General features: G+C 45.3%; 17 protein-coding genes. 12 read left to right on the top strand and 5 right to left on the bottom strand.

From position 1 onward, the window contains the following. Positions 1-342: 342 nt before the first annotated feature. The 9 genes from rfaQ (at position 343) to ACK8NJ_RS00465 (ending at position 9,474) form a co-directional block, all read left to right on the top strand. Positions 343-1,401 carry a lipopolysaccharide core heptosyltransferase RfaQ gene (rfaQ, locus tag ACK8NJ_RS00425; protein ID WP_411962035.1) on the top strand — a complete coding sequence of 353 codons (1,059 nt, stop codon included), beginning with the start codon at positions 343-345 and terminating at the stop codon, positions 1,399-1,401. Further along, on the top strand, positions 1,398-2,522 hold the full coding sequence (locus tag ACK8NJ_RS00430; RefSeq protein WP_000634261.1) for a glycosyltransferase family 4 protein: 1,125 nt from the start codon (positions 1,398-1,400) through the stop codon (positions 2,520-2,522). Before rfaQ ends, ACK8NJ_RS00430 begins: the two co-directional genes overlap by 4 nt. After that, the gene (gene rfaP / locus ACK8NJ_RS00435; protein ID WP_001366774.1) at positions 2,515-3,312 is read left to right on the top strand and encodes a lipopolysaccharide core heptose(I) kinase RfaP; all 798 of its coding nucleotides are present in this window, start codon (positions 2,515-2,517) and stop codon (positions 3,310-3,312) included. Before ACK8NJ_RS00430 ends, rfaP begins: the two co-directional genes overlap by 8 nt. Positions 3,313-3,327: 15 nt before the next feature. Beyond that, a complete protein-coding gene (gene waaO / locus ACK8NJ_RS00440; protein ID WP_001272734.1) occupies positions 3,328-4,344 on the top strand; it encodes a lipopolysaccharide 3-alpha-galactosyltransferase in 1,017 nt (338 codons plus the stop codon). A gap of 16 nt (positions 4,345-4,360) precedes the next feature. Beyond that, a complete protein-coding gene (locus tag ACK8NJ_RS00445) occupies positions 4,361-5,356 on the top strand; it encodes a glycosyltransferase family 8 protein (RefSeq protein WP_001001722.1) in 996 nt (331 codons plus the stop codon). 9 nt (positions 5,357-5,365) lie between these two features. Beyond that, positions 5,366-6,058 carry a lipopolysaccharide core heptose(II) kinase RfaY gene (gene rfaY, locus ACK8NJ_RS00450; RefSeq protein ID WP_000633083.1) on the top strand — a complete coding sequence of 231 codons (693 nt, stop codon included), beginning with the start codon at positions 5,366-5,368 and terminating at the stop codon, positions 6,056-6,058. A gap of 25 nt (positions 6,059-6,083) precedes the next feature. Beyond that, a complete protein-coding gene (locus ACK8NJ_RS00455) occupies positions 6,084-7,112 on the top strand; it encodes a UDP-galactose--(galactosyl) LPS alpha1,2-galactosyltransferase (protein WP_000364779.1) in 1,029 nt (342 codons plus the stop codon). A 79-nt stretch (positions 7,113-7,191) separates the two neighbouring features. Then, the gene (locus tag ACK8NJ_RS00460) at positions 7,192-8,175 is read left to right on the top strand and encodes a glycosyltransferase family 2 protein (RefSeq protein ID WP_000063995.1); all 984 of its coding nucleotides are present in this window, start codon (positions 7,192-7,194) and stop codon (positions 8,173-8,175) included. A 45-nt stretch (positions 8,176-8,220) separates the two neighbouring features. Beyond that, the gene (locus ACK8NJ_RS00465; RefSeq protein WP_001316727.1) at positions 8,221-9,474 is read left to right on the top strand and encodes an O-antigen ligase family protein; all 1,254 of its coding nucleotides are present in this window, start codon (positions 8,221-8,223) and stop codon (positions 9,472-9,474) included. A 69-nt stretch (positions 9,475-9,543) separates the two neighbouring features. Here the strand turns inward: ACK8NJ_RS00465 and rfaC are convergent, their stop codons facing one another. The 3 genes from rfaC to rfaD are packed head-to-tail and all read right to left on the bottom strand — an operon-like array spanning position 9,544 to position 12,507. Next, on the bottom strand, positions 9,544-10,515 hold the full coding sequence (gene rfaC / locus ACK8NJ_RS00470; RefSeq protein ID WP_001264580.1) for a lipopolysaccharide heptosyltransferase RfaC: 972 nt from the start codon (positions 10,513-10,515) through the stop codon (positions 9,544-9,546). 3 nt (positions 10,516-10,518) lie between these two features. Next, a complete protein-coding gene (rfaF, locus tag ACK8NJ_RS00475; protein ID WP_000699243.1) occupies positions 10,519-11,565 on the bottom strand; it encodes an ADP-heptose--LPS heptosyltransferase RfaF in 1,047 nt (348 codons plus the stop codon). A gap of 9 nt (positions 11,566-11,574) precedes the next feature. Beyond that, on the bottom strand, positions 11,575-12,507 hold the full coding sequence (gene rfaD, locus ACK8NJ_RS00480; protein WP_000587750.1) for an ADP-glyceromanno-heptose 6-epimerase: 933 nt from the start codon (positions 12,505-12,507) through the stop codon (positions 11,575-11,577). A 213-nt stretch (positions 12,508-12,720) separates the two neighbouring features. On the opposite strand from rfaD, the gene kbl reads away from it, so the two are divergent. The 3 genes from kbl (at position 12,721) to waaH (ending at position 16,225) form a co-directional block, all read left to right on the top strand. Next, complete coding sequence (kbl, locus tag ACK8NJ_RS00485; RefSeq protein ID WP_001213834.1) at positions 12,721-13,917, top strand: glycine C-acetyltransferase; 1,197 nt, start codon at positions 12,721-12,723, stop codon at positions 13,915-13,917. 9 nt (positions 13,918-13,926) lie between these two features. Next, on the top strand, positions 13,927-14,952 hold the full coding sequence (gene tdh / locus ACK8NJ_RS00490; RefSeq protein WP_000646014.1) for an L-threonine 3-dehydrogenase: 1,026 nt from the start codon (positions 13,927-13,929) through the stop codon (positions 14,950-14,952). Positions 14,953-15,190: 238 nt separating this feature from the next. Continuing rightward, entirely contained in the window at positions 15,191-16,225 is a 1,035-nt protein-coding gene (waaH, locus tag ACK8NJ_RS00495) for a UDP-glucuronate:LPS(HepIII) glycosyltransferase (RefSeq protein WP_089705679.1), read from the top strand. Here the strand turns inward: waaH and ACK8NJ_RS00500 are convergent. After that, complete coding sequence (locus tag ACK8NJ_RS00500; RefSeq protein WP_032281840.1) at positions 16,212-17,171, bottom strand: divergent polysaccharide deacetylase family protein; 960 nt, start codon at positions 17,169-17,171, stop codon at positions 16,212-16,214. The genes waaH and ACK8NJ_RS00500 overlap by 14 nt on opposite strands. Before the next feature lie 3 nt (positions 17,172-17,174). Beyond that, the gene (envC, locus tag ACK8NJ_RS00505; protein WP_000196271.1) at positions 17,175-18,434 is read right to left on the bottom strand and encodes a murein hydrolase activator EnvC; all 1,260 of its coding nucleotides are present in this window, start codon (positions 18,432-18,434) and stop codon (positions 17,175-17,177) included. Positions 18,435-18,462: the final 28 nt, after the last annotated feature.

Raw genomic sequence — 18,462 nt, forward strand, 5'->3', positions numbered from 1 at the left:
CGTTTTTGACTTAAATAGCAATTTACCCGCCAATTCTTGCTGAACATCTATACTTTTTTTGTATTTTTATGCGATTCATTGATTTCTGCTGTACGTGCAGGAAGGAATCGCAGAGCAACAGTGAAAGAATATGGTTGCTAATGATTTTATTTGATTGATTTCTTTATTGAAAATTAACAATGTGCTTAAAAATCATTCGGGTCGGATTGCCGCGAAAGAAGTGATACACTAGCGCGTCAATATCAGTGCGGTATCAGTATTCAGGTAGCTGTTGAGCCTGGGGCGGTAGCGTGCTTTTTCTGCTTCACCTTAATCGGATAATCTCAACAAAAAGAGTTACTTGTGGATAAGCCATTTCGAAGAATTTTGCTCATTAAGATGCGTTTTCATGGGGATATGTTATTAACTACTCCCGTCATTAGTTCGCTGAAAAAAAATTACCCTGACGCAAAAATCGATGTGCTGCTTTATCAGGACACCATCCCGATCCTGTCTGAAAATCCAGAGATTAACGCGCTCTACGGCATAAAAAATAAAAAAGCAAAAGCCGCAGAAAAAATTGCCAACTTTTTTCATCTCATCAAGGTATTACGTGCCAATAAGTATGACCTTATCGTCAATCTTACCGATCAATGGATGGTTGCTATACTGGTTCGCTTATTAAATGCCCGTGTGAAAATTTCCCAGGATTATCATCATCGGCAGTCTGCTTTTTGGCGTAAAAGTTTCACTCATTTGGTGCCGTTGCAGGGTGGAAATGTGGTGGAAAGTAACTTATCCGTGCTGTCGCCATTGGGACTTGAATCGTTGGTGAAGCAGACAACCATGAGTTACCCGCCTGCAAGCTGGAAACGTATACGTCGCGAACTTGATCATGCAGGTGTTGGACAAAATTATGTGGTTATCCAACCTACGGCGCGGCAAATCTTCAAATGTTGGGACAACGCCAAGTTTTCCGCTGTGATTGATGCCTTACATGCTCGTGGTTATGAAGTCGTTCTGACGTCCGGCCCAGATAAAGACGATCTGGCCTGCGTCAATGAAATTGCGCAGGGATGCCAGACGCCACCAGTAACGGCGCTGGCTGGAAAGGTGACCTTCCCGGAACTTGGTGCGTTAATCGATCATGCCCAGCTGTTTATTGGCGTTGATTCCGCACCGGCGCATATTGCCGCTGCAGTTAATACGCCGCTGATATCGCTGTTTGGTGCGACAGACCATATTTTCTGGCGTCCCTGGTCAAATAACATGATTCAATTCTGGGCGGGAGATTACCGGGAAATGCCAACGCGCGATCAGCGTGACCGAAATGAGATGTATCTTTCGGTTATTCCGGCGGCAGATGTCATTGCTGCTGTCGATAAATTACTGCCCTCCTCCACGACAGGTACGTCGTTATGATCGTTGCTTTTTGTTTATATAAATATTTTCCCTTTGGCGGTTTGCAGCGCGATTTCATGCGTATTGCTCAGACAGTCGCCGCTCGAGGTCATCATGTTCGGGTTTATACCCAGTCGTGGGAAGGCGAATGCCCTGATGTATTTGAACTGATCAAAGTGCCGGTTAAATCGCATACCAATCACGGGCGCAATGCGGAGTATTTTGCCTGGGTGCAAAAACATTTACGCGAACATCCCGTCGATAGAGTCGTTGGATTCAACAAAATGCCGGGGCTGGACGTTTATTATGCCGCTGATGTTTGTTATGCCGAGAAAGTAGCGCAGGAGAAAGGCTTTTTCTATCGCCTGACGTCACGTTATCGCCATTATGCCGCCTTTGAGCGGGCAACCTTCGAACAGGGTAAGCCGACACAGCTGCTGATGCTGACAGATAAGCAAATCGCCGATTTCCAGAAACATTATCAGACTGAAGCGGAGCGTTTTCATATTCTGCCACCGGGGATTTACCCTGATCGTAAATATAGCCAGCAGCCAGCCAATAGCCGTGAAATCTTCCGTAAGAAGAATGGAATAACCGAACAGCAATATTTATTGTTGCAGGTCGGTTCAGACTTCACGCGTAAAGGTGTCGATCGCTCCATTGAAGCACTTGCTTCGTTACCGGATTCGCTGCGCCACAACACATTGCTATATGTTGTTGGGCAGGATAAACCGCGAAAATTTGAGGCGCTGGCAGAAAAACGCGGCGTGCGCAGTAATGTTCACTTCTTCTCGGGGCGCAACGATGTCTCGGAATTAATGGCGGCGGCGGATTTATTACTGCATCCTGCCTACCAGGAAGCGGCGGGAATTGTGCTGCTGGAAGCGATTACTGCAGGATTACCGGTACTAACAACAGCCGTTTGTGGCTATGCGCCTTATATTGTCGAGGCCAATTGTGGCGAGGCTATTGCTGAGCCATTCCGCCAGGAAACATTGAATGAGATTTTACGCAAAGCGTTAACGCAATTTTCATTGCGCCAGGCCTGGGCGGAAAATGCGCGACATTATGCTGATACACAAGATTTATACAGTCTGCCAGAGAAAGCGGCGGATATCATAACGGGTGGTCTGGATGGTTGAACTTAAAGAGCCGTTTGCCACGTTATGGCGCGGAAAAGATCCTTTTGAGGAAGTTAAAACTTTGCAGGGTGAGGTATTTCGTGAACTGGAAACTCGCCGTACTCTGCGCTTTGAAATGGCGGGCAAAAGCTATTTTCTCAAATGGCATCGCGGCACGACCCTGAAAGAGATAATCAAAAATTTACTCTCATTGCGGATGCCAGTATTAGGCGCAGACCGCGAATGGAATGCGATTCATCGACTGCGGGATGTCGGCGTTGATACTATGTATGGGGTGGCATTCGGCGAAAAAGGCATTAATCCGCTGACCAGAACCTCGTTTATTATTACCGAAGATCTGACACCAACCATCAGTCTGGAAGATTACTGTGCTGACTGGGCGACCAACCCTCCAGATGTTCGCGTAAAGCGTATGCTTATTAAGCGTGTCGCGACGATGGTGCGCGATATGCATGCTGCGGGCATTAACCACCGTGACTGTTATATCTGTCATTTCCTGCTGCACTTGCCTTTTTCCGGTAAGGAAGAGGAGTTAAAAATTTCAGTAATTGACCTGCACCGGGCGCAGCTTCGCACGCGCGTTCCACGTCGTTGGCGCGATAAAGATCTTATTGGACTTTATTTTTCTTCGATGAATATTGGCCTGACTCAGCGGGATATCTGGCGGTTTATGAAAGTGTATTTTGTCGCCCCGCTTAAAGACATTATCAAGCAGGAACAAGGGCTGCTGTCGCAAGCAGAAGCAAAAGCCACAAAAATCAGGGAAAGAACGATTCGAAAATCGTTGTAATTTCCGGAGAGAAATATGAGTGCCCACTATTTTAATCCACAAGAGATGATCAATAAGACAATCATCTTCGATGAAAGGCCAGCGGCGTCAGTGGCATCATCATTCCATGTTGCTTATGGCATTGATAAAAACTTTCTTTTTGGTTGTGGTGTTTCAATCACGTCAGTTTTGTTACATAACAACGACGTGAGTTTTGTTTTCCACGTTTTTATTGATGATATCCCTGAAGCCGATATCCAGCGTTTAGCCCAATTGGCGAAAAGCTATCGTACCTGTATCCAGATCCATCTAGTAAATTGTGAACGGCTTAAGGCATTACCGACGACCAAAAATTGGTCTATTGCCATGTATTTCCGTTTTGTAATTGCAGATTACTTTATTGATCAACAAGATAAGATCCTTTACCTGGATGCTGATATCGCCTGTCAGGGAAACTTAAAGCCGCTGATAACAATGGATCTTGCCAATAACGTTGCTGCTGTTGTTACTGAACGCGATGCTAACTGGTGGTCGTTACGGGGTCAAAGTCTGCAGTGTAATGAACTTGAAAAGGGTTACTTTAATTCAGGTGTCCTGTTAATTAATACACTAGCGTGGGCGCAGGAGTCCGTTTCTGCTAAAGCGATGTCGATGCTTGCTGATAAAGCCATCGTTTCCCGTTTAACCTATATGGATCAAGATATCCTTAATCTTATCCTGTTAGGGAAAGTTAAATTCATTGATGCTAAATACAATACGCAATTTAGTTTAAATTATGAATTAAAAAAATCATTTGTTTGTCCAATTAATGATGAAACCGTATTAATTCATTATGTCGGCCCGACAAAACCCTGGCATTACTGGGCCGGTTATCCAAGTGCGCAACCTTTTATCAAAGCCAAAGAAGCATCGCCCTGGAAAAATGAACCGTTAATGCGGCCAGTTAACTCAAACTATGCTCGTTATTGCGCTAAGCATAATTTTAAACAAAATAAACCAATTAACGGGATAATGAATTATATTTATTATTTTTATTTAAAGATAATAAAATGAAATTGAGAAAAGTTAAATGAATGAATTTATAAAAGAACGGTTTTCGTATTTAGCCGATAATAAAAAAGAAAACGCCCCAGAGCTAAATGTTTCCTACGGTATCGATAAGAATTTTTTGTATGGTGCTGGCGTTTCAATTTCTTCCGTTTTAATTAATAATTCAGATATTAATTTTGTTTTTCATGTTTTCACTGATTATGTAGATGACGATTATTTAAAGTCATTTAATGAAACGGCAAAACAATTTAATACTTCAATTATTGTATATTTAATCGACCCAAAATACTTTGCTGATCTGCCGACGTCACAGTTTTGGTCGTACGCAACATACTTCAGGGTATTGTCCTTTGAATATCTGAGTGAAAGTATTTCTACACTGCTGTATCTGGATGCCGATGTCGTTTGTAAAGGAAGTCTGAAGCCTCTCACAGAAATTATATTTAAAGATGAGTTTGCTGCGGTCATTCCTGACAATGATAGTACTCAGGCAGCATGTGCAAAACGCCTCAACATTCCCGAAATGAATGGACGTTATTTCAATGCAGGCGTTATCTATGTCAATCTTAAAAAATGGCATGAAGCAAATTTGACACCGTATTTGCTAACGCTTTTACGAGGGGAAACTAAATATGGCTCTCTTAAATATTTAGATCAGGATGCGTTGAATATCGCATTTAATATGAATAATATCTACCTCGCGAAGGATTTTGATACTATTTATACCCTGAAAAACGAACTTCATGATCGTAGTCATCGAAAGTATCAGCAAACCATTACCGATAAAACAGTATTGATTCACTATACAGGGATAACTAAACCATGGCATAGCTGGGCTGGATATCCGTCTGCATCATACTTTAATATCGCGCGTGAACAATCTCCCTGGAAGAAATATCCTCTTAAAGAGGCGCGGACTGTTGCAGAAATGCAGAAACAATATAAGCATCTATTTGCCCATGGTGAGTATATTAAAGGCATAACTTCATTAATTAAGTACAAGCTTAAGAAATAAATTACTATTATGATTACAAGTATACGCTATCGCGGCTTCTCATTTTATTACAAAGATAATGATAATAAATATAAAGAAATCTTTGATGAGATACTGGCCTATAATTTTAAAACAGTAAAAGTATTACGTAATATTGATGATACCAAAGTATCGTTGATTGATACGAAATATGGTCGCTATGTTTTTAAAGTCTTTGCCCCGAAAACGAAAAGGAATGAACGTTTTTTAAAATCTTTTGTAAAAGGTGACTACTATCAGAATTTGATCGTTGAAACCGATCGTGTCAGAAGTGCAGGTCTTACTTTTCCTAATGATTTTTATTTTCTGGCTGAGCGTAAAATTTTCAACTATGCCAGTGTTTTTATCATGCTTATCGAGTATGTCGAGGGCGTAGAGCTCAATGATATGCCGATCATTCCAGAGGATGTTAAAGCAGAAATTAAGGCTTCAATGGAAAAGTTGCATGCATTAAATATGCTATCGGGCGACCCACACCGGGGTAACTTTATCGTTAGTAAAGATGGTGTCAGGATAATTGACCTATCCGGTAAAAGCTGTACGGCAGAGCGTAAAGCTCGTGATCGTCTGGCCATGGAACGTCACCTGGGTATTGCCAACGAAATAAAAGATTATGGCTACTATTCAGTAACCTACAGAACCAAACTACGCAAATTTATTAAAAAAATAAAAGGCAAAGCGTAAACCACACAGTCAAAACGGAACCAACATGGATTTATTAGCTGAGAGTATTACTGAAGTCGCTGTCTCTGGGGAAATTGCTAACACCGATCGTGTGTTAAATATCGCTTACGGTATTGACCGCAACTTTTTATTTGGTGCGGCAGTATCTATGCAATCAGTTGTTATGCATAACCCGGACTTTGCGGTTAAGTTTCATCTCTTTACCGACTACATTGATGAAGATTATCTACAACGTGTTAATGCTTTTACCAGCAAAAATGCTAACGTTGAAGTAAAAATTTATAAAGTCTCCAGTGCCTTTATTGATATCTTCCCCAGCCTGAAACAGTGGTCTTATGCAACATTCTTCCGTTTAGTTGCGTTCCAGTATCTGAGTGAGACTATTGAAAATCTGTTATATATCGATGCTGATGTCATCTGTAAAGGCTCATTAGCTGGATTGCTTGATATTAATTTTGATGGCGATAAGTTCGCAGCTGTTATTAAAGATGTGCCTTTTATGCAGGAAAAACCAGCGAAGCGTCTGGCTATAGAGGGACTGCCAGGGAATTATTTCAACGCTGGTGTAGTATATCTGCAGCTTGAAGCATGGTCGAAAAATGATTTTATGAATAAAGCCATTGCTATGCTGGCAAGTGACCCGCAGCACACGAAATATAAATGCCTTGATCAGGATATTTTAAATATTCTGTTCTTTGGTCATTGTATTTTTATTAGCGGCGATTATGATTGCTTTTATGGCATTGACTATGAGTTAAAAAATAAAAGCGATGAAGATTATAAAAAGACCATTACCGATGATACTAAGCTGATTCATTATGTTGGCGTAACGAAGCCCTGGAACGACTGGACGAATTATCCCTGCCAGAAGTATTTTAATGAGGCTTATCAGGCTTCTTGCTGGAATGATGTGGCGTTTATTCCAGCCACGAATGAAAAGCAGTATCAAGTGAAATATCAACATGCAAAGAAAAATGGTGATAAGTTTAACGCTTTTATTTACTTCATTAAATTCAAATTAAATAAGTATAAAAGAAAACTATTTGGGCAATAAAAAATCATGGATGTCTGAGTTACAATAATAATTAAGGATGAGTACTATCATATTTTATTAGTTCAGGTAAGAGAACACGATGAGCAATGATTACCCTTTAGTGTCCATAATAATACCGACGTATAATTCATCTGATTACATTACTGAAACTCTAACGAAATTAGAAAAACAAACTTACCCAAATTTTGAAATTGTTATTGTTAATGATGGTTCTAAAGATAACACATCAAACGTTTTGAGAGAGTATGGGTTAACCCACTCTCAATTAATTATTATCAATAAAGAAAATGGCGGTGTTTCGTCTGCCAGGAATACAGGTATCCGCAAGGCGCAAGGACAGTTTATATGTTTTATGGATGATGATGATGAGATAGATCCTAACTATCTGCTGAATATGTATTCCAGACAACATGAGACGGGAGGGGATGCGATTTATTGTGGGCTTTATGGCCATCATATAAAAAATGGTGTTACTTACTCACCTATAAATACAGAGTTTAATGAAGGATCTTTACTTTTCGACTTTTTTTATAAAAAGGTCAGATTCCATATAGGGTGCCTGTTTATAAGAAAACAACTTCTGGAAGATAATAATCTTTTTTTTGATGAAGATTTACGACTAGGAGAAGATCTGGATTTTATCTATCGACTGCTAATTACATGCGATATGTATGCGGTTCCATATTATATGTATAAGCATAACTATAGAGAAAATTCCTTAATGAACTCATGTAGAACCATCACTCATTATCGACATGAGTCATTTGCGCACGAAAGAATCTACTCTTCTGTGATGCAGTTATACAAAGGTAACCGGAAAGAAGAAATTCATACATTATTGAGTCAAAATAGAACTTATCATAAAACTCGTTATTTATGGAATGTTCTACTTAATGGTGATTTTGAACTATTAAATCAATTAGTTGAAAGCAATGAAAAAGAATTGAAAGATTGTAATATTTCTGGCAAGAGAGATAAGAGGCGAGCAAAAATATTAGTATCAAAAAATTATATTCTCTGGAGGGTGGTCAGACTGGTAAATAGAAAAAAGAATCAATATTAGATCTTGCATTAAATAATCCATCCTCGTAGCATAGGTTGAAACTATATGTCATTTTGTTGGAATGAAATTAATTCTGGTGTAAAGTCTTTAATTCTCATATTATGTATTTTTTCTTTGATGACTTTGTCTTTATGGGATGATGTTGCAACTAAGTTTCTTCATGCAGCTGGAATTATATCTGCATTGTATTTTCTTGTGACACCCAAAAAAACAATAACTAATAATCCTACTTTGTTAATTTTCATCTCATTATGTTTTTTGGGTATCATAAATATCATCTGGTATTCACATTATAAAGTTTCAGGCTCTGTTTATACCAATGCATATCGTGGCCCAATGGAAACTGGGAAAATTGCCTTGTGTAGTGCTTTTATTTTCTTGGTTCTTTTTGCTAAAAATGAGTTGAGAACAAAAATAAAATTTGGGAAACTAATTCTGTTCGCATCCCTGGCAACGCAGTTACTTTTTTTTTCGCATGCCATGTGGCAACATTTCTATTTAAAAGTCGACCGTGTTGCATTATCAGCTTCCCACGCTACAACAGCAGGCTACATCATCCTTTTCCCTTCTTTACTGGCATCAATTCTCATTTTAAAATGCGACTTTAGACATAAAACAACATTATATACAATTAACTTCATGCTTAGCTTATGTGCTGTCATAGTAACTGAAACGCGTGCAGCCATATTAGTGTTTCCATTCTTTGCGTTAATATTAATCGTAATGGATAGTTATATTAATAAGCGAATTAATTATAAGTTATATTGTTTTATTGCGATTGCATTATTAGCAGGTGTATTTTCTTTTAAAGATACATTGCTTATGAGAATGAATGACTTAAATAACGATTTAGTTAATTATTCGCATGATAACACCAGAACTTCAGTCGGTGCCCGTCTGGCAATGTATGAAGTTGGCTTAAAAACATATTCTCCAATAGGACAATCACTGGAAAAACGTGCGGGAAAAATACATGAACTAGAAGAAAAAGAGCCTAGATTAAGTGGCGCTTTACCCTTTGTAGATTCTCATTTGCATAACGATCTCATAGATACGTTATCAACGCGTGGTATTCCTGGAGTTGTATTAACAATTTTAGCATTTTCAGCAATACTCATATATGCCTTAAGAACTGCTAAGGAACCTTATATTTTAATCTTGCTTTTTTCACTACTGGTAGTAGGCCTAAGTGATGTAATACTTTTTTCTAAACCAGTTCCGACAGCTGTGTTTGTCACCATAATATTGCTTTGTGCTTATTTTAAAGCACAATCGGACCAATGTTTATTAGAGAAGTAATGAATATGTGAAATAAAATCAGCAAGGAGGCTGATTTTATTTCAAAATTATCTATTAAGGAGTTGTAATTTAAATCATAGCAGCGTTTTCTTCAATGAATCGCTTAACAGCATTTGCTGTCAATTGAGACAACTCATTCCCTGGAGCCCTACAAACCATCTGATTCTTCCCATACCCACCAATTAATCCAGGATCGGTTGGTCCATAAACCGTGATATTGGGTCTATCCAGTGCCGCCGTTAAATGGCTTAACCCCGTATCCACCGACACTACAAATTTAGCCCCGGCCAGCACGCGGGCAACGCCTTCCAGACTCATCTTCGGCAATACTTCAACATAAGCAAATCCTTCCGCCAGTCGTTTCGCCCGTTCTTCCTCATGTGGCGCGCCCCACGGAAGTTTAATCCGTATTCCTGAATCAGCCAGTAAACCAATCAATTCTCGCCAGTGTTCTTCCGGCCAGTGTTTATCATCTCGGGTTGTTGCATGAAGAAATACGGCATATTCGCCAGCATCTGTAGGCAGGTTCGTCAGGAAATGCTGTGCGATAGCATAATCGCCCTGGGTTTGCGGTTTGCTATAGCCCAGACTTTTGGCAAACAGTTCGCGGGTGCGTTCTACGGCGTGCTGCTGTTTTGCAATATGATGCTTACGATTGTAAAACAGGCTGGCTAAAGGTTCGCGAGCGGTTTGCCAGTCCATTCCATGCTTTACGCCATGTGCCAGACGCGTCACCAGCGCCGCGCTTTTTACCAGCCCCTGAGCGTCGATAACTGCGTCATAGTTCTCTGCTTGTAGCGCTTCACGAAACGCTTTCCGTTCAGCTTTTATGGGGGCCGAGAACCAGGCTTTACGCCAGCGACGTATTGCGACAGGAATAACTCGCTCAACGGCGGCGTGCCAGGAAGGAATCTGTGCGAACCCTTCTTCCACCACCCAGTCAAACTTAATTCCTGGGATTGCCTGCTGGGCATCAGTGAGTGCGGGCAGCGTGTGGAGAACATCGCCCATCGACGATGTTTTAACGATCAAAACCCGCATCCGTCAGGCTTCCTCTTGTAACAATAGTGCGTTGAGTTCTTCCAGTACGCGCTGGGGAGTAATGTCGATCAGACTCTGGTGATATCCTTCTGCGGCATCGCCTTTACGCACTTTGTGATAGCCGGTAATCAGACGGATCACGCGCGCTTTATGGGATAGCGGCGGTGTGAAGTCCGGGCTACTCGGACCATACAGGGCAACCAGCGGACGATTGAGCGCCGCCGCAACGTGCATCAGGCCAGAATCGTTAGTGACAATGGCTTTACAGGCTGCAATCAGGATAACCGCTTGATCAAGCTGTGTTTCCCCCGCCAGGTTACGACACCATGCCTGCTGCTCGGTATTCAAAGCGGCAAGAATCTCATTGCCCGCTTCATGATCTTTCGCCGAGCCAAACAGAACCACCTGATAACCTTCATCAATCAGCTGCTTTGCCAGCTCCGCATAGTGGTAGTGTGGCCAGCGTTTTGCTGGACCAAACTCCGCTCCGGGGCAAAAGCCAATCATCGGACGTTCTGATGAAAGCGAAAATTGATTACAGGTATATGATTTTTCACCTTCGCTCACCTGCAACTGCGGCCATAACAATGGTTGCGGCAGATCTTGTGCTGTGCGCATAACGCCTTTGTCATAGGCCAGCGCGACATAGCGTTCCACCATTAGCGGCCAGGCTTCTTTATCGAGCACGCGTACATCGTTGAGTAAACCGTAGCGCATCTCGCCGCGCCAGCCGGTGCGATGAGGAATACCTGCGAAGAAAGGCACTAATGCGGATTTGAAGGAGTTAGGTAAGACGTAGGCGCGGTCGTAGCGCTTTTCACGCAGGCTATGACCCAGTTTGCGGCGTTCGCCGATTTCCAGCGCTCCGTGACCGAGAGGCATAGGGATAGCTTCGTTAACTTCCGGCATCCGCGATAATAATGGACGGCACCATGCCGGTGCCATCACGTCGATTATCGCCTGGGGATAGCGCGCCTGGAGCGTGCGATAGAGACTTTGCGACATCATCATGTCGCCAACCCAAGACGGGCCGATCACCAGTATTTTCATGCAGAGCTCTTATGCGTCGCGATTCAGCCAAGCCATGTATTCCGTTACACCTTCGGCAACGGTTTTGAACGGTTTGTCGTAACCCGCCGCGCGCAGATTTGTCAGATCTGCCTGCGTGAACGCCTGGTAGCGGCCTTTCAGTTTATCCGGGAACGGAATGTATTCGATTTGGCCTTTCTTGTGATAAGCAAGCGTAGCATCTGCTACCGCCTGGAAGGATTCCGCACGACCAGTACCGAGGTTGAAGATGCCGGAAACGCCATTTTCCAGGAACCACAGGTTTACATCTGCCACGTCGCCTACGTAAACGAAGTCGCGTTTGAAGTTCTCGCTACCTTCGAACAGCTTCGGCGATTCACCGTTGTTAAGCTGAGTGTTGAGATGGAAAGCGACGCTCGCCATGCTGCCTTTATGGCCTTCACGCGGTCCATAAACGTTGAAATAGCGGAAGCCAACAATCTGCGAGTTCGCTTCTGGCAGGATTTGACGAACATATTCATCAAACAGGAATTTTGAGTAACCGTAGACATTCAACGGTTTTTCGTACTCGCGGGATTCAATAAAGTCGGAGGTGCGTCCGCCGTAGGTGGCTGCGGAAGAGGCATACAGGAACGGGATTTCGCGCTCCAGACAGTAGTGCAGCAGCTCTTTGGAGTATTGATAGTTGTTATCCATCATATACTTGCCGTCCCACTCGGTGGTGGAAGAGCACGCACCTTCGTGGAAAATCGCTTCGACATCGCCGAACTCTTCGCCAGCCATAATCTGGATCAGGAAGTCTTCCTTATCCATATAGTCCGCGATATCCAGATCCACCAGGTTCACAAACTTGGTGCCGTCTTTCAGGTTGTCCACCACCAGAATATCGGTGATGCCTTTATCATTCAGGGCTTTAACGATGTTGCTGCCGATAAAGCCCGCGCCGCCGGTAACGATGATCATAACTGTAACCTTCGAATTATGGAGTCAGAGACAATCTCAGACACGAATACTTCTATCATATCACTACACGGCGTTGGCTTCAGCCATTCGCCAAAAGTGAGATTGATGGACGTTATTTATCCTGAATTTTGCAGAAGTGTTAACGCGTCATCTCGTCGCGACCTATAAGTTTGGGTAATATGTGCTGGAATTTGCCCTGTCTGGAGAATCGCAATGCGTGGAGAATTTTATCAGCAGTTAACCAACGATCTGGAAACCGCACGGGCGGAAGGGTTGTTTAAAGAAGAGCGCATTATTACGTCTGCGCAGCAAGCAGATATCACTGTGGCTGATGGAAGCCACGTCATTAACTTTTGTGCCAATAACTATCTCGGACTGGCGAATCATCCGGATCTGATTGCGGCGGCAAAGGCGGGAATGGATTCTCACGGTTTCGGCATGGCTTCGGTGCGTTTTATTTGCGGCACTCAGGACAGCCATAAAGAGCTTGAACAAAAACTGGCGGCCTTCCTGGGAATGGAAGATGCGATTCTCTACTCTTCCTGCTTTGATGCTAACGGTGGCCTGTTCGAAACGCTGTTAGGCGCGGAAGACGCCATTATCTCCGACGCACTGAACCACGCGTCTATTATTGATGGTGTGCGTCTGTGCAAAGCTAAACGCTATCGTTATGCCAACAACGATATGCAGGAGCTGGAAGCACGTCTGAAAGAAGCGCGTGAAGCCGGTGCGCGTCATGTGCTGATTGCCACCGATGGTGTGTTCTCGATGGACGGCGTGATTGCCAACCTGAAAGGTGTTTGCGATCTCGCAGATAAATACGATGCCCTGGTGATGGTAGACGACTCCCACGCGGTCGGTTTTGTCGGTGAAAACGGTCGTGGTTCCCATGAATACTGCGATGTGATGGGCCGGGTCGATATTATCACCGGCACGCTCGGTAAAGCGCTGGGTGGCGCTTCTGGCGGCTACACGGCGGCGCGCAAAGAAGTGGTTGAGTGGCTGCGCCAGCGTTCTCGTCCGTACCTGTTCTCCAACTCGCTGGCACCGGCCATTGTTGCCGCTTCCATCAAAGTGCTGGAGATGGTTGAAGCGGGTAGCGAGCTGCGTGACCGTCTGTGGGCGAACGCGCGTCAGTTCCGTGAGCAAATGTCGGCGGCGGGCTTTACCCTGGCGGGAGCCGATCACGCCATTATTCCGGTCATGCTTGGCGATGCGGTAGTAGCGCAGAAATTTGCTCGTGAGCTGCAAAAAGAGGGGATTTACGTCACCGGTTTCTTCTATCCGGTCGTTCCGAAAGGTCAGGCGCGTATTCGTACCCAGATGTCTGCGGCGCATACCCCTGAGCAAATTACGCGTGCAGTAGAAGCATTCACGCGTATTGGTAAACAACTGGGCGTTATCGCCTGAGGATGTGAGATGAAAGCGTTATCCAAACTGAAAGCGGAAGAGGGCATCTGGATGACCGACGTTCCTGTACCGGAACTCGGGCATAACGATCTGCTGATTAAAATCCGTAAAACAGCCATCTGCGGGACTGACGTTCACATCTATAACTGGGATGAGTGGTCGCAAAAAACCATCCCGGTGCCGATGGTCGTGGGCCATGAATATGTCGGTGAAGTGGTAGGTATTGGTCAGGAAGTGAAAGGCTTCAAGATTGGCGATCGCGTTTCTGGCGAAGGCCATATCACCTGCGGTCACTGTCGCAACTGTCGTGGCGGTCGTACCCATCTGTGCCGCAACACGATCGGCGTCGGCGTTAACCGTCCGGGCTGCTTCGCCGAGTATCTGGTGATTCCGGCGTTCAACGCTTTCAAAATCCCCGACAATATCTCCGATGATCTGGCTTCCATTTTTGATCCCTTCGGTAACGCCGTGCATACCGCGCTGTCGTTCGATCTGGTGGGCGAGGATGTGCTGGTCTCTGGTGCAGGCCCGATTGGTATTATGGCGGCGGCGGTGGCGAAACACGTTGGTGCACGTAACGTGGTGATTACTGATGTTAACGAATACCGCCTTGAGTTGGCGCGTAAAATGGGTATCACCCGTGCGGTTAACGTCGCTAAAGAGAACCTCAATGATGTGATGGCAGAACTGGGCATGACCGAAGGCTTTGATGTCGGTCTGGAAATGTCCGGTGCGCCGCCAGCGTTTCGTACCATGCTCGACACCATGAACCACGGCGGTCGTATTGCGATGCTGGGTATTCCACCGTCTGATATGTCTATCGACTGGACCAAAGTGATCTTTAAAGGCTTGTTCATTAAAGGTATTTACGGTCGTGAGATGTTTGAAACCTGGTACAAGATGGCGGCGCTGATTCAGTCTGGCCTCGATCTTTCGCCGATCATTACCCATCGTTTCTCTATCGATGATTTCCAGAAGGGCTTTGACGCCATGCGTTCGGGCCAGTCCGGGAAAGTTATCCTGAGCTGGGATTAACACAAACAAGGGCTGGTATTCCAGCCCTTTTTCCTGAGGATAATCTGTTAAATATGTAAAATGCTGTCAGTAAAATAAAGAATGGGTAATTGCGCTGATCTCTTATATAGCTGTTCTCATTATCTCTCTACCCTGAAGTGACTCTCTCACCTGTAAAAATAATATCTCACAGGCTTAATAGTTTCTTAATACAAAGCCTGTAAAACGTCAGGATAACTTCAGAGGTCGTCGGTAATTTATGATGAACAGCACCAATAAACTTAGTGTTATTATTCCGTTATATAATGCGGGTGATGATTTCCGCACTTGTATGGAATCTTTAATTACGCAAACCTGGACTGCTCTGGAAATCATTATTATTAACGATGGTTCAACGGATAATTCTGTTGAAATAGCAAAGCATTACGCAGAAAACTATCAGCACGTTCGTTTGTTGCATCAGGTGAATGCTGGCGCATCGGTGGCGCGTAATCGTGGGATCGAGGTGGCGACGGGCAAATATGTCGCTTTTGTCGATGCTGACGATGAGGTGTATCCCACCATGTACGAAACGCTGATGACCATGGCGTTAGAGGACGACCTCGACGTGGCGCAGTGCAACGCTGACTGGTGTTTTCGTGAAACGGGAGAAACCTGGCAATCCATCCCCACCGATCGCCTTCGCTCAACCGGCGTATTAACCGGCCCGGATTGGTTGCGGATGGGGCTTTCTTCCCGCCGTTGGACTCACGTTGTCTGGATGGGGGTTTATCGCCGCGATGTTATTGTTAAAAATAACATTAAATTTATTGCCGGATTACATCATCAGGATATTGTCTGGACAACAGAATTTATGTTTAATGCGCTGCGTGCGCGATATACCGAGCAATCGTTATATAAATATTATCTGCATAATACGTCAGTGAGTCGGTTGAATAGACAAGGGAATAAAAACCTTAATTATCAACGTCACTATATTAAAATTACCCGCCTGCTAGAGAAATTAAATCGAAATTATGCCGACAAAATTACGATTTACCCGGAATTTCATCAGCAAATAACTTACGAAGCATTGCGTGTTTGCCATGCGGTGCGCAAAGAGCCGGATATTATTACCCGCCAACGGATGATTGCCGAGATATTTACTTCCGGTATGTATAAGCGCCTGATTACCAATGTGCGCAGCGTGAAGGTGGGTTATCAGGCGTTACTGTGGTCTTTCCGCTTATGGCAATGGCGCGACAAAACGCGGTCGCACCATCGCATTACGCGTAGCGCCTTTAATTTGCACTAGCGTTAAGTTTTGCCGCTTCGGGCTGTTTGCCCCAGCCTTGCCACTGATGCTGGAAGTAAACGATCAGCGTGCTCTGGCTGATGCTTTCGCTTAATACTTCAAAGAAGCGATTAGCATAAACAGGTTCTATCGGTTTCTTCGGTTTGCAGAGCTTCACGCCACGGAACGGATTACGCGGTGTGTCGGGCACAGTGTTTTTCGGCGGTGTAGACGTATCAACCTGCGGTTCATTCAGCAAGCTGCTGGCTTTCACCAGCGTAATGTCTGGCGGCAGGTTATAAACCATCTGTTGTAACACGCGTACCGTGGAAGGGTGAGGATGCCCAATGGCAATGGTCGAACCGTTGCGACGCGCGAGGTCAATTGCGCGATTGAACTGCACACGGATGTCCGCTTCATTTTGCGAATCGTCGAGGAACACTTTCCGTTTGATCACCTTCACGCCAGTGCCTTGTGCGGCGCGCATCGCTTGGGTATTACCGATGGTTACGCTGTCGAGGAAGTAAAGATTGTAACGCTCCAGCGCCTGCATCACTTTCTGCATACCAAACAGGTTAGAGGTCATCTTGCTGCCCATGTGGTTGTTGATCCCCACGGCATAGGGCACGTTATTGACCGCACTACGAATAATGCGCTCAATTTCGTCGCTGCTCATCTCCGGGCGTAGCGTATTTTTCTCCAGCGGCTGTTTACTCAACGGTGCCATTGGCAGATGAATCAACACTTCGTGACCGCTGTTATGCGCTTTGGTCGCCATCTCTCTGGCGTGCGGTGAATCGGGTAATACAGCGACGGAGATAGCGGAAGGCATCGCCAGCACCTGGTTTTCGTTGTGCGGGCGATACCCAAAATCATCAATGACGATGGCAAGTTTGCCAGCAATTACGGGGGAGGAGAGCGCCAACAGAGCGGCAAATGCAAGAACGTTACGACGAAATGGAAACAAAACTTATCTTCCCAACCACGGCTGTGGATTGACCGCCTGACCCTGGCGGCGAATTTCGAAATAGAGTGAAGGCCGACCCTGACCGCCACTGCTGCCCACCAGTGCAATCGGCTGGCCCGCGCGAACCTGCGAACCAACGCTCACCAGTGCGCTCTGATTATAGCCGTAAAGACTCATGTCGCCTTTACCATGCTCAACCACCACCACCAGACCGTAGCCTTGCAGCCAGTCAGCCAGAATCACCCGACCGTCGGCAATTGCTTTAACTTCAGTACCTTCAGAGGCACCGATAACCATTCCTTTCCAGCGTAATTCGCCCTGTAGCTGCTCGCCATAGCGATGCAGCGTCGGCCCGCGAACTGGCCAGAATGCCTGACCACGCGGCGCACCCAGGCCACCAGTTCGGGACATCAGCGATTTTTCGCTTTCGGTCGGTTTGTAGGTGGTGCCTTTGCGCGTCGCTTCTTTCTGGCGGTCGCGAACCGCCTGGGCCTCACGCGCTTCTCGTTCAGCACGCGCTTTCGCCGCGGCTTCCGCACGGGCAATGCTGTTACGCAGACGGGATTCGTTGGCGCGCAGCTCGCTCAACTGTTGCTGACCTTGCTGGATGGAAGACTCCAGCCCTGCCAGCGTCTTTTTACGTTCGTTCAGCGCCTGGGTCAGCTTCGCCTGTTGGGCGCGCTGCTCATACAACAGCGTTTGTTGCTCGCTCTGTTTCTCTTCCAGCTCGGCGCGTTGCATAGCGACTTCTTCACGCGTTTGTTTCAACTGAGCAATGGTTTCTTGTCGCGCCTGGTTGAGATAGCCGAAATAAGCCTGTAAACGCTGTCCACGCTGGCTTTCTTCACCGCTGAGAATCAGCTGAATACCGGTATGCTCGCCCTGACGGAATGCGGCATCCAGTTGTGCGGCGAGGCTGCGCTCCTGGGCGGCTTTTTGCTGCTCCAGTTTGGCAATCGACGCGTTCATCTCATCAATCTGTTTATTCAGTTGATTGAGCGTGTTTTGCGTTTCGCGCAGCTTACGGGTGGCTTCCGAGATCGCTTCTTCCTGCTTTTTCAACTGAGCAAGCAGGCTGGAGCGTTGTTGTTGCTTTTGGCGTACCGCGCGCTCTTTCGCGGCGATATCTGCCTGAATAGATTTGAGTTGGTCACGCTCATCCGCGTGGGCGGAAAAGGCGCACAACAATACGCCAGCGCTAAGAACGCTGGCGTAGATGATGGGCCTGATTGCAAACCTGCGCGGTTTCACGGCCCGTGTCATGGTATTAATCGCCTTTCCCCTCATGGGG

Source organism: Escherichia sp. F1, assembly GCF_046764225.1.
Classification (GTDB): domain Bacteria; phylum Pseudomonadota; class Gammaproteobacteria; order Enterobacterales; family Enterobacteriaceae; genus Escherichia; species Escherichia coli.

What these genes read in the sequence shown, in the direction of transcription:
- ACK8NJ_RS00430 (WP_000634261.1), top strand. Translation starts at nt 1,398, where the DNA reads ATGATCGTTGCTTTTTGTTTATATAAATATTTTCCCTTTGGCGGTTTG.
- rfaP (WP_001366774.1), top strand. Translation starts at nt 2,515, where the DNA reads ATGGTTGAACTTAAAGAGCCGTTTGCCACGTTATGGCGCGGAAAAGAT.
- waaO (WP_001272734.1), top strand. Translation starts at nt 3,328, where the DNA reads ATGAGTGCCCACTATTTTAATCCACAAGAGATGATCAATAAGACAATC.
- ACK8NJ_RS00445 (WP_001001722.1), top strand. Translation starts at nt 4,361, where the DNA reads ATGAATGAATTTATAAAAGAACGGTTTTCGTATTTAGCCGATAATAAA.
- rfaY (WP_000633083.1), top strand. Translation starts at nt 5,366, where the DNA reads ATGATTACAAGTATACGCTATCGCGGCTTCTCATTTTATTACAAAGAT.
- ACK8NJ_RS00455 (WP_000364779.1), top strand. Translation starts at nt 6,084, where the DNA reads ATGGATTTATTAGCTGAGAGTATTACTGAAGTCGCTGTCTCTGGGGAA.
- ACK8NJ_RS00460 (WP_000063995.1), top strand. Translation starts at nt 7,192, where the DNA reads ATGAGCAATGATTACCCTTTAGTGTCCATAATAATACCGACGTATAAT.
- ACK8NJ_RS00465 (WP_001316727.1), top strand. Translation starts at nt 8,221, where the DNA reads ATGTCATTTTGTTGGAATGAAATTAATTCTGGTGTAAAGTCTTTAATT.
- rfaC (WP_001264580.1), bottom strand. Translation starts at nt 10,515, where the DNA reads ATGCGGGTTTTGATCGTTAAAACATCGTCGATGGGCGATGTTCTCCAC.
- rfaF (WP_000699243.1), bottom strand. Translation starts at nt 11,565, where the DNA reads ATGAAAATACTGGTGATCGGCCCGTCTTGGGTTGGCGACATGATGATG.
- rfaD (WP_000587750.1), bottom strand. Translation starts at nt 12,507, where the DNA reads ATGATCATCGTTACCGGCGGCGCGGGCTTTATCGGCAGCAACATCGTT.
- kbl (WP_001213834.1), top strand. Translation starts at nt 12,721, where the DNA reads ATGCGTGGAGAATTTTATCAGCAGTTAACCAACGATCTGGAAACCGCA.
- tdh (WP_000646014.1), top strand. Translation starts at nt 13,927, where the DNA reads ATGAAAGCGTTATCCAAACTGAAAGCGGAAGAGGGCATCTGGATGACC.
- waaH (WP_089705679.1), top strand. Translation starts at nt 15,191, where the DNA reads ATGATGAACAGCACCAATAAACTTAGTGTTATTATTCCGTTATATAAT.
- envC (WP_000196271.1), bottom strand. Translation starts at nt 18,434, where the DNA reads ATGACACGGGCCGTGAAACCGCGCAGGTTTGCAATCAGGCCCATCATC.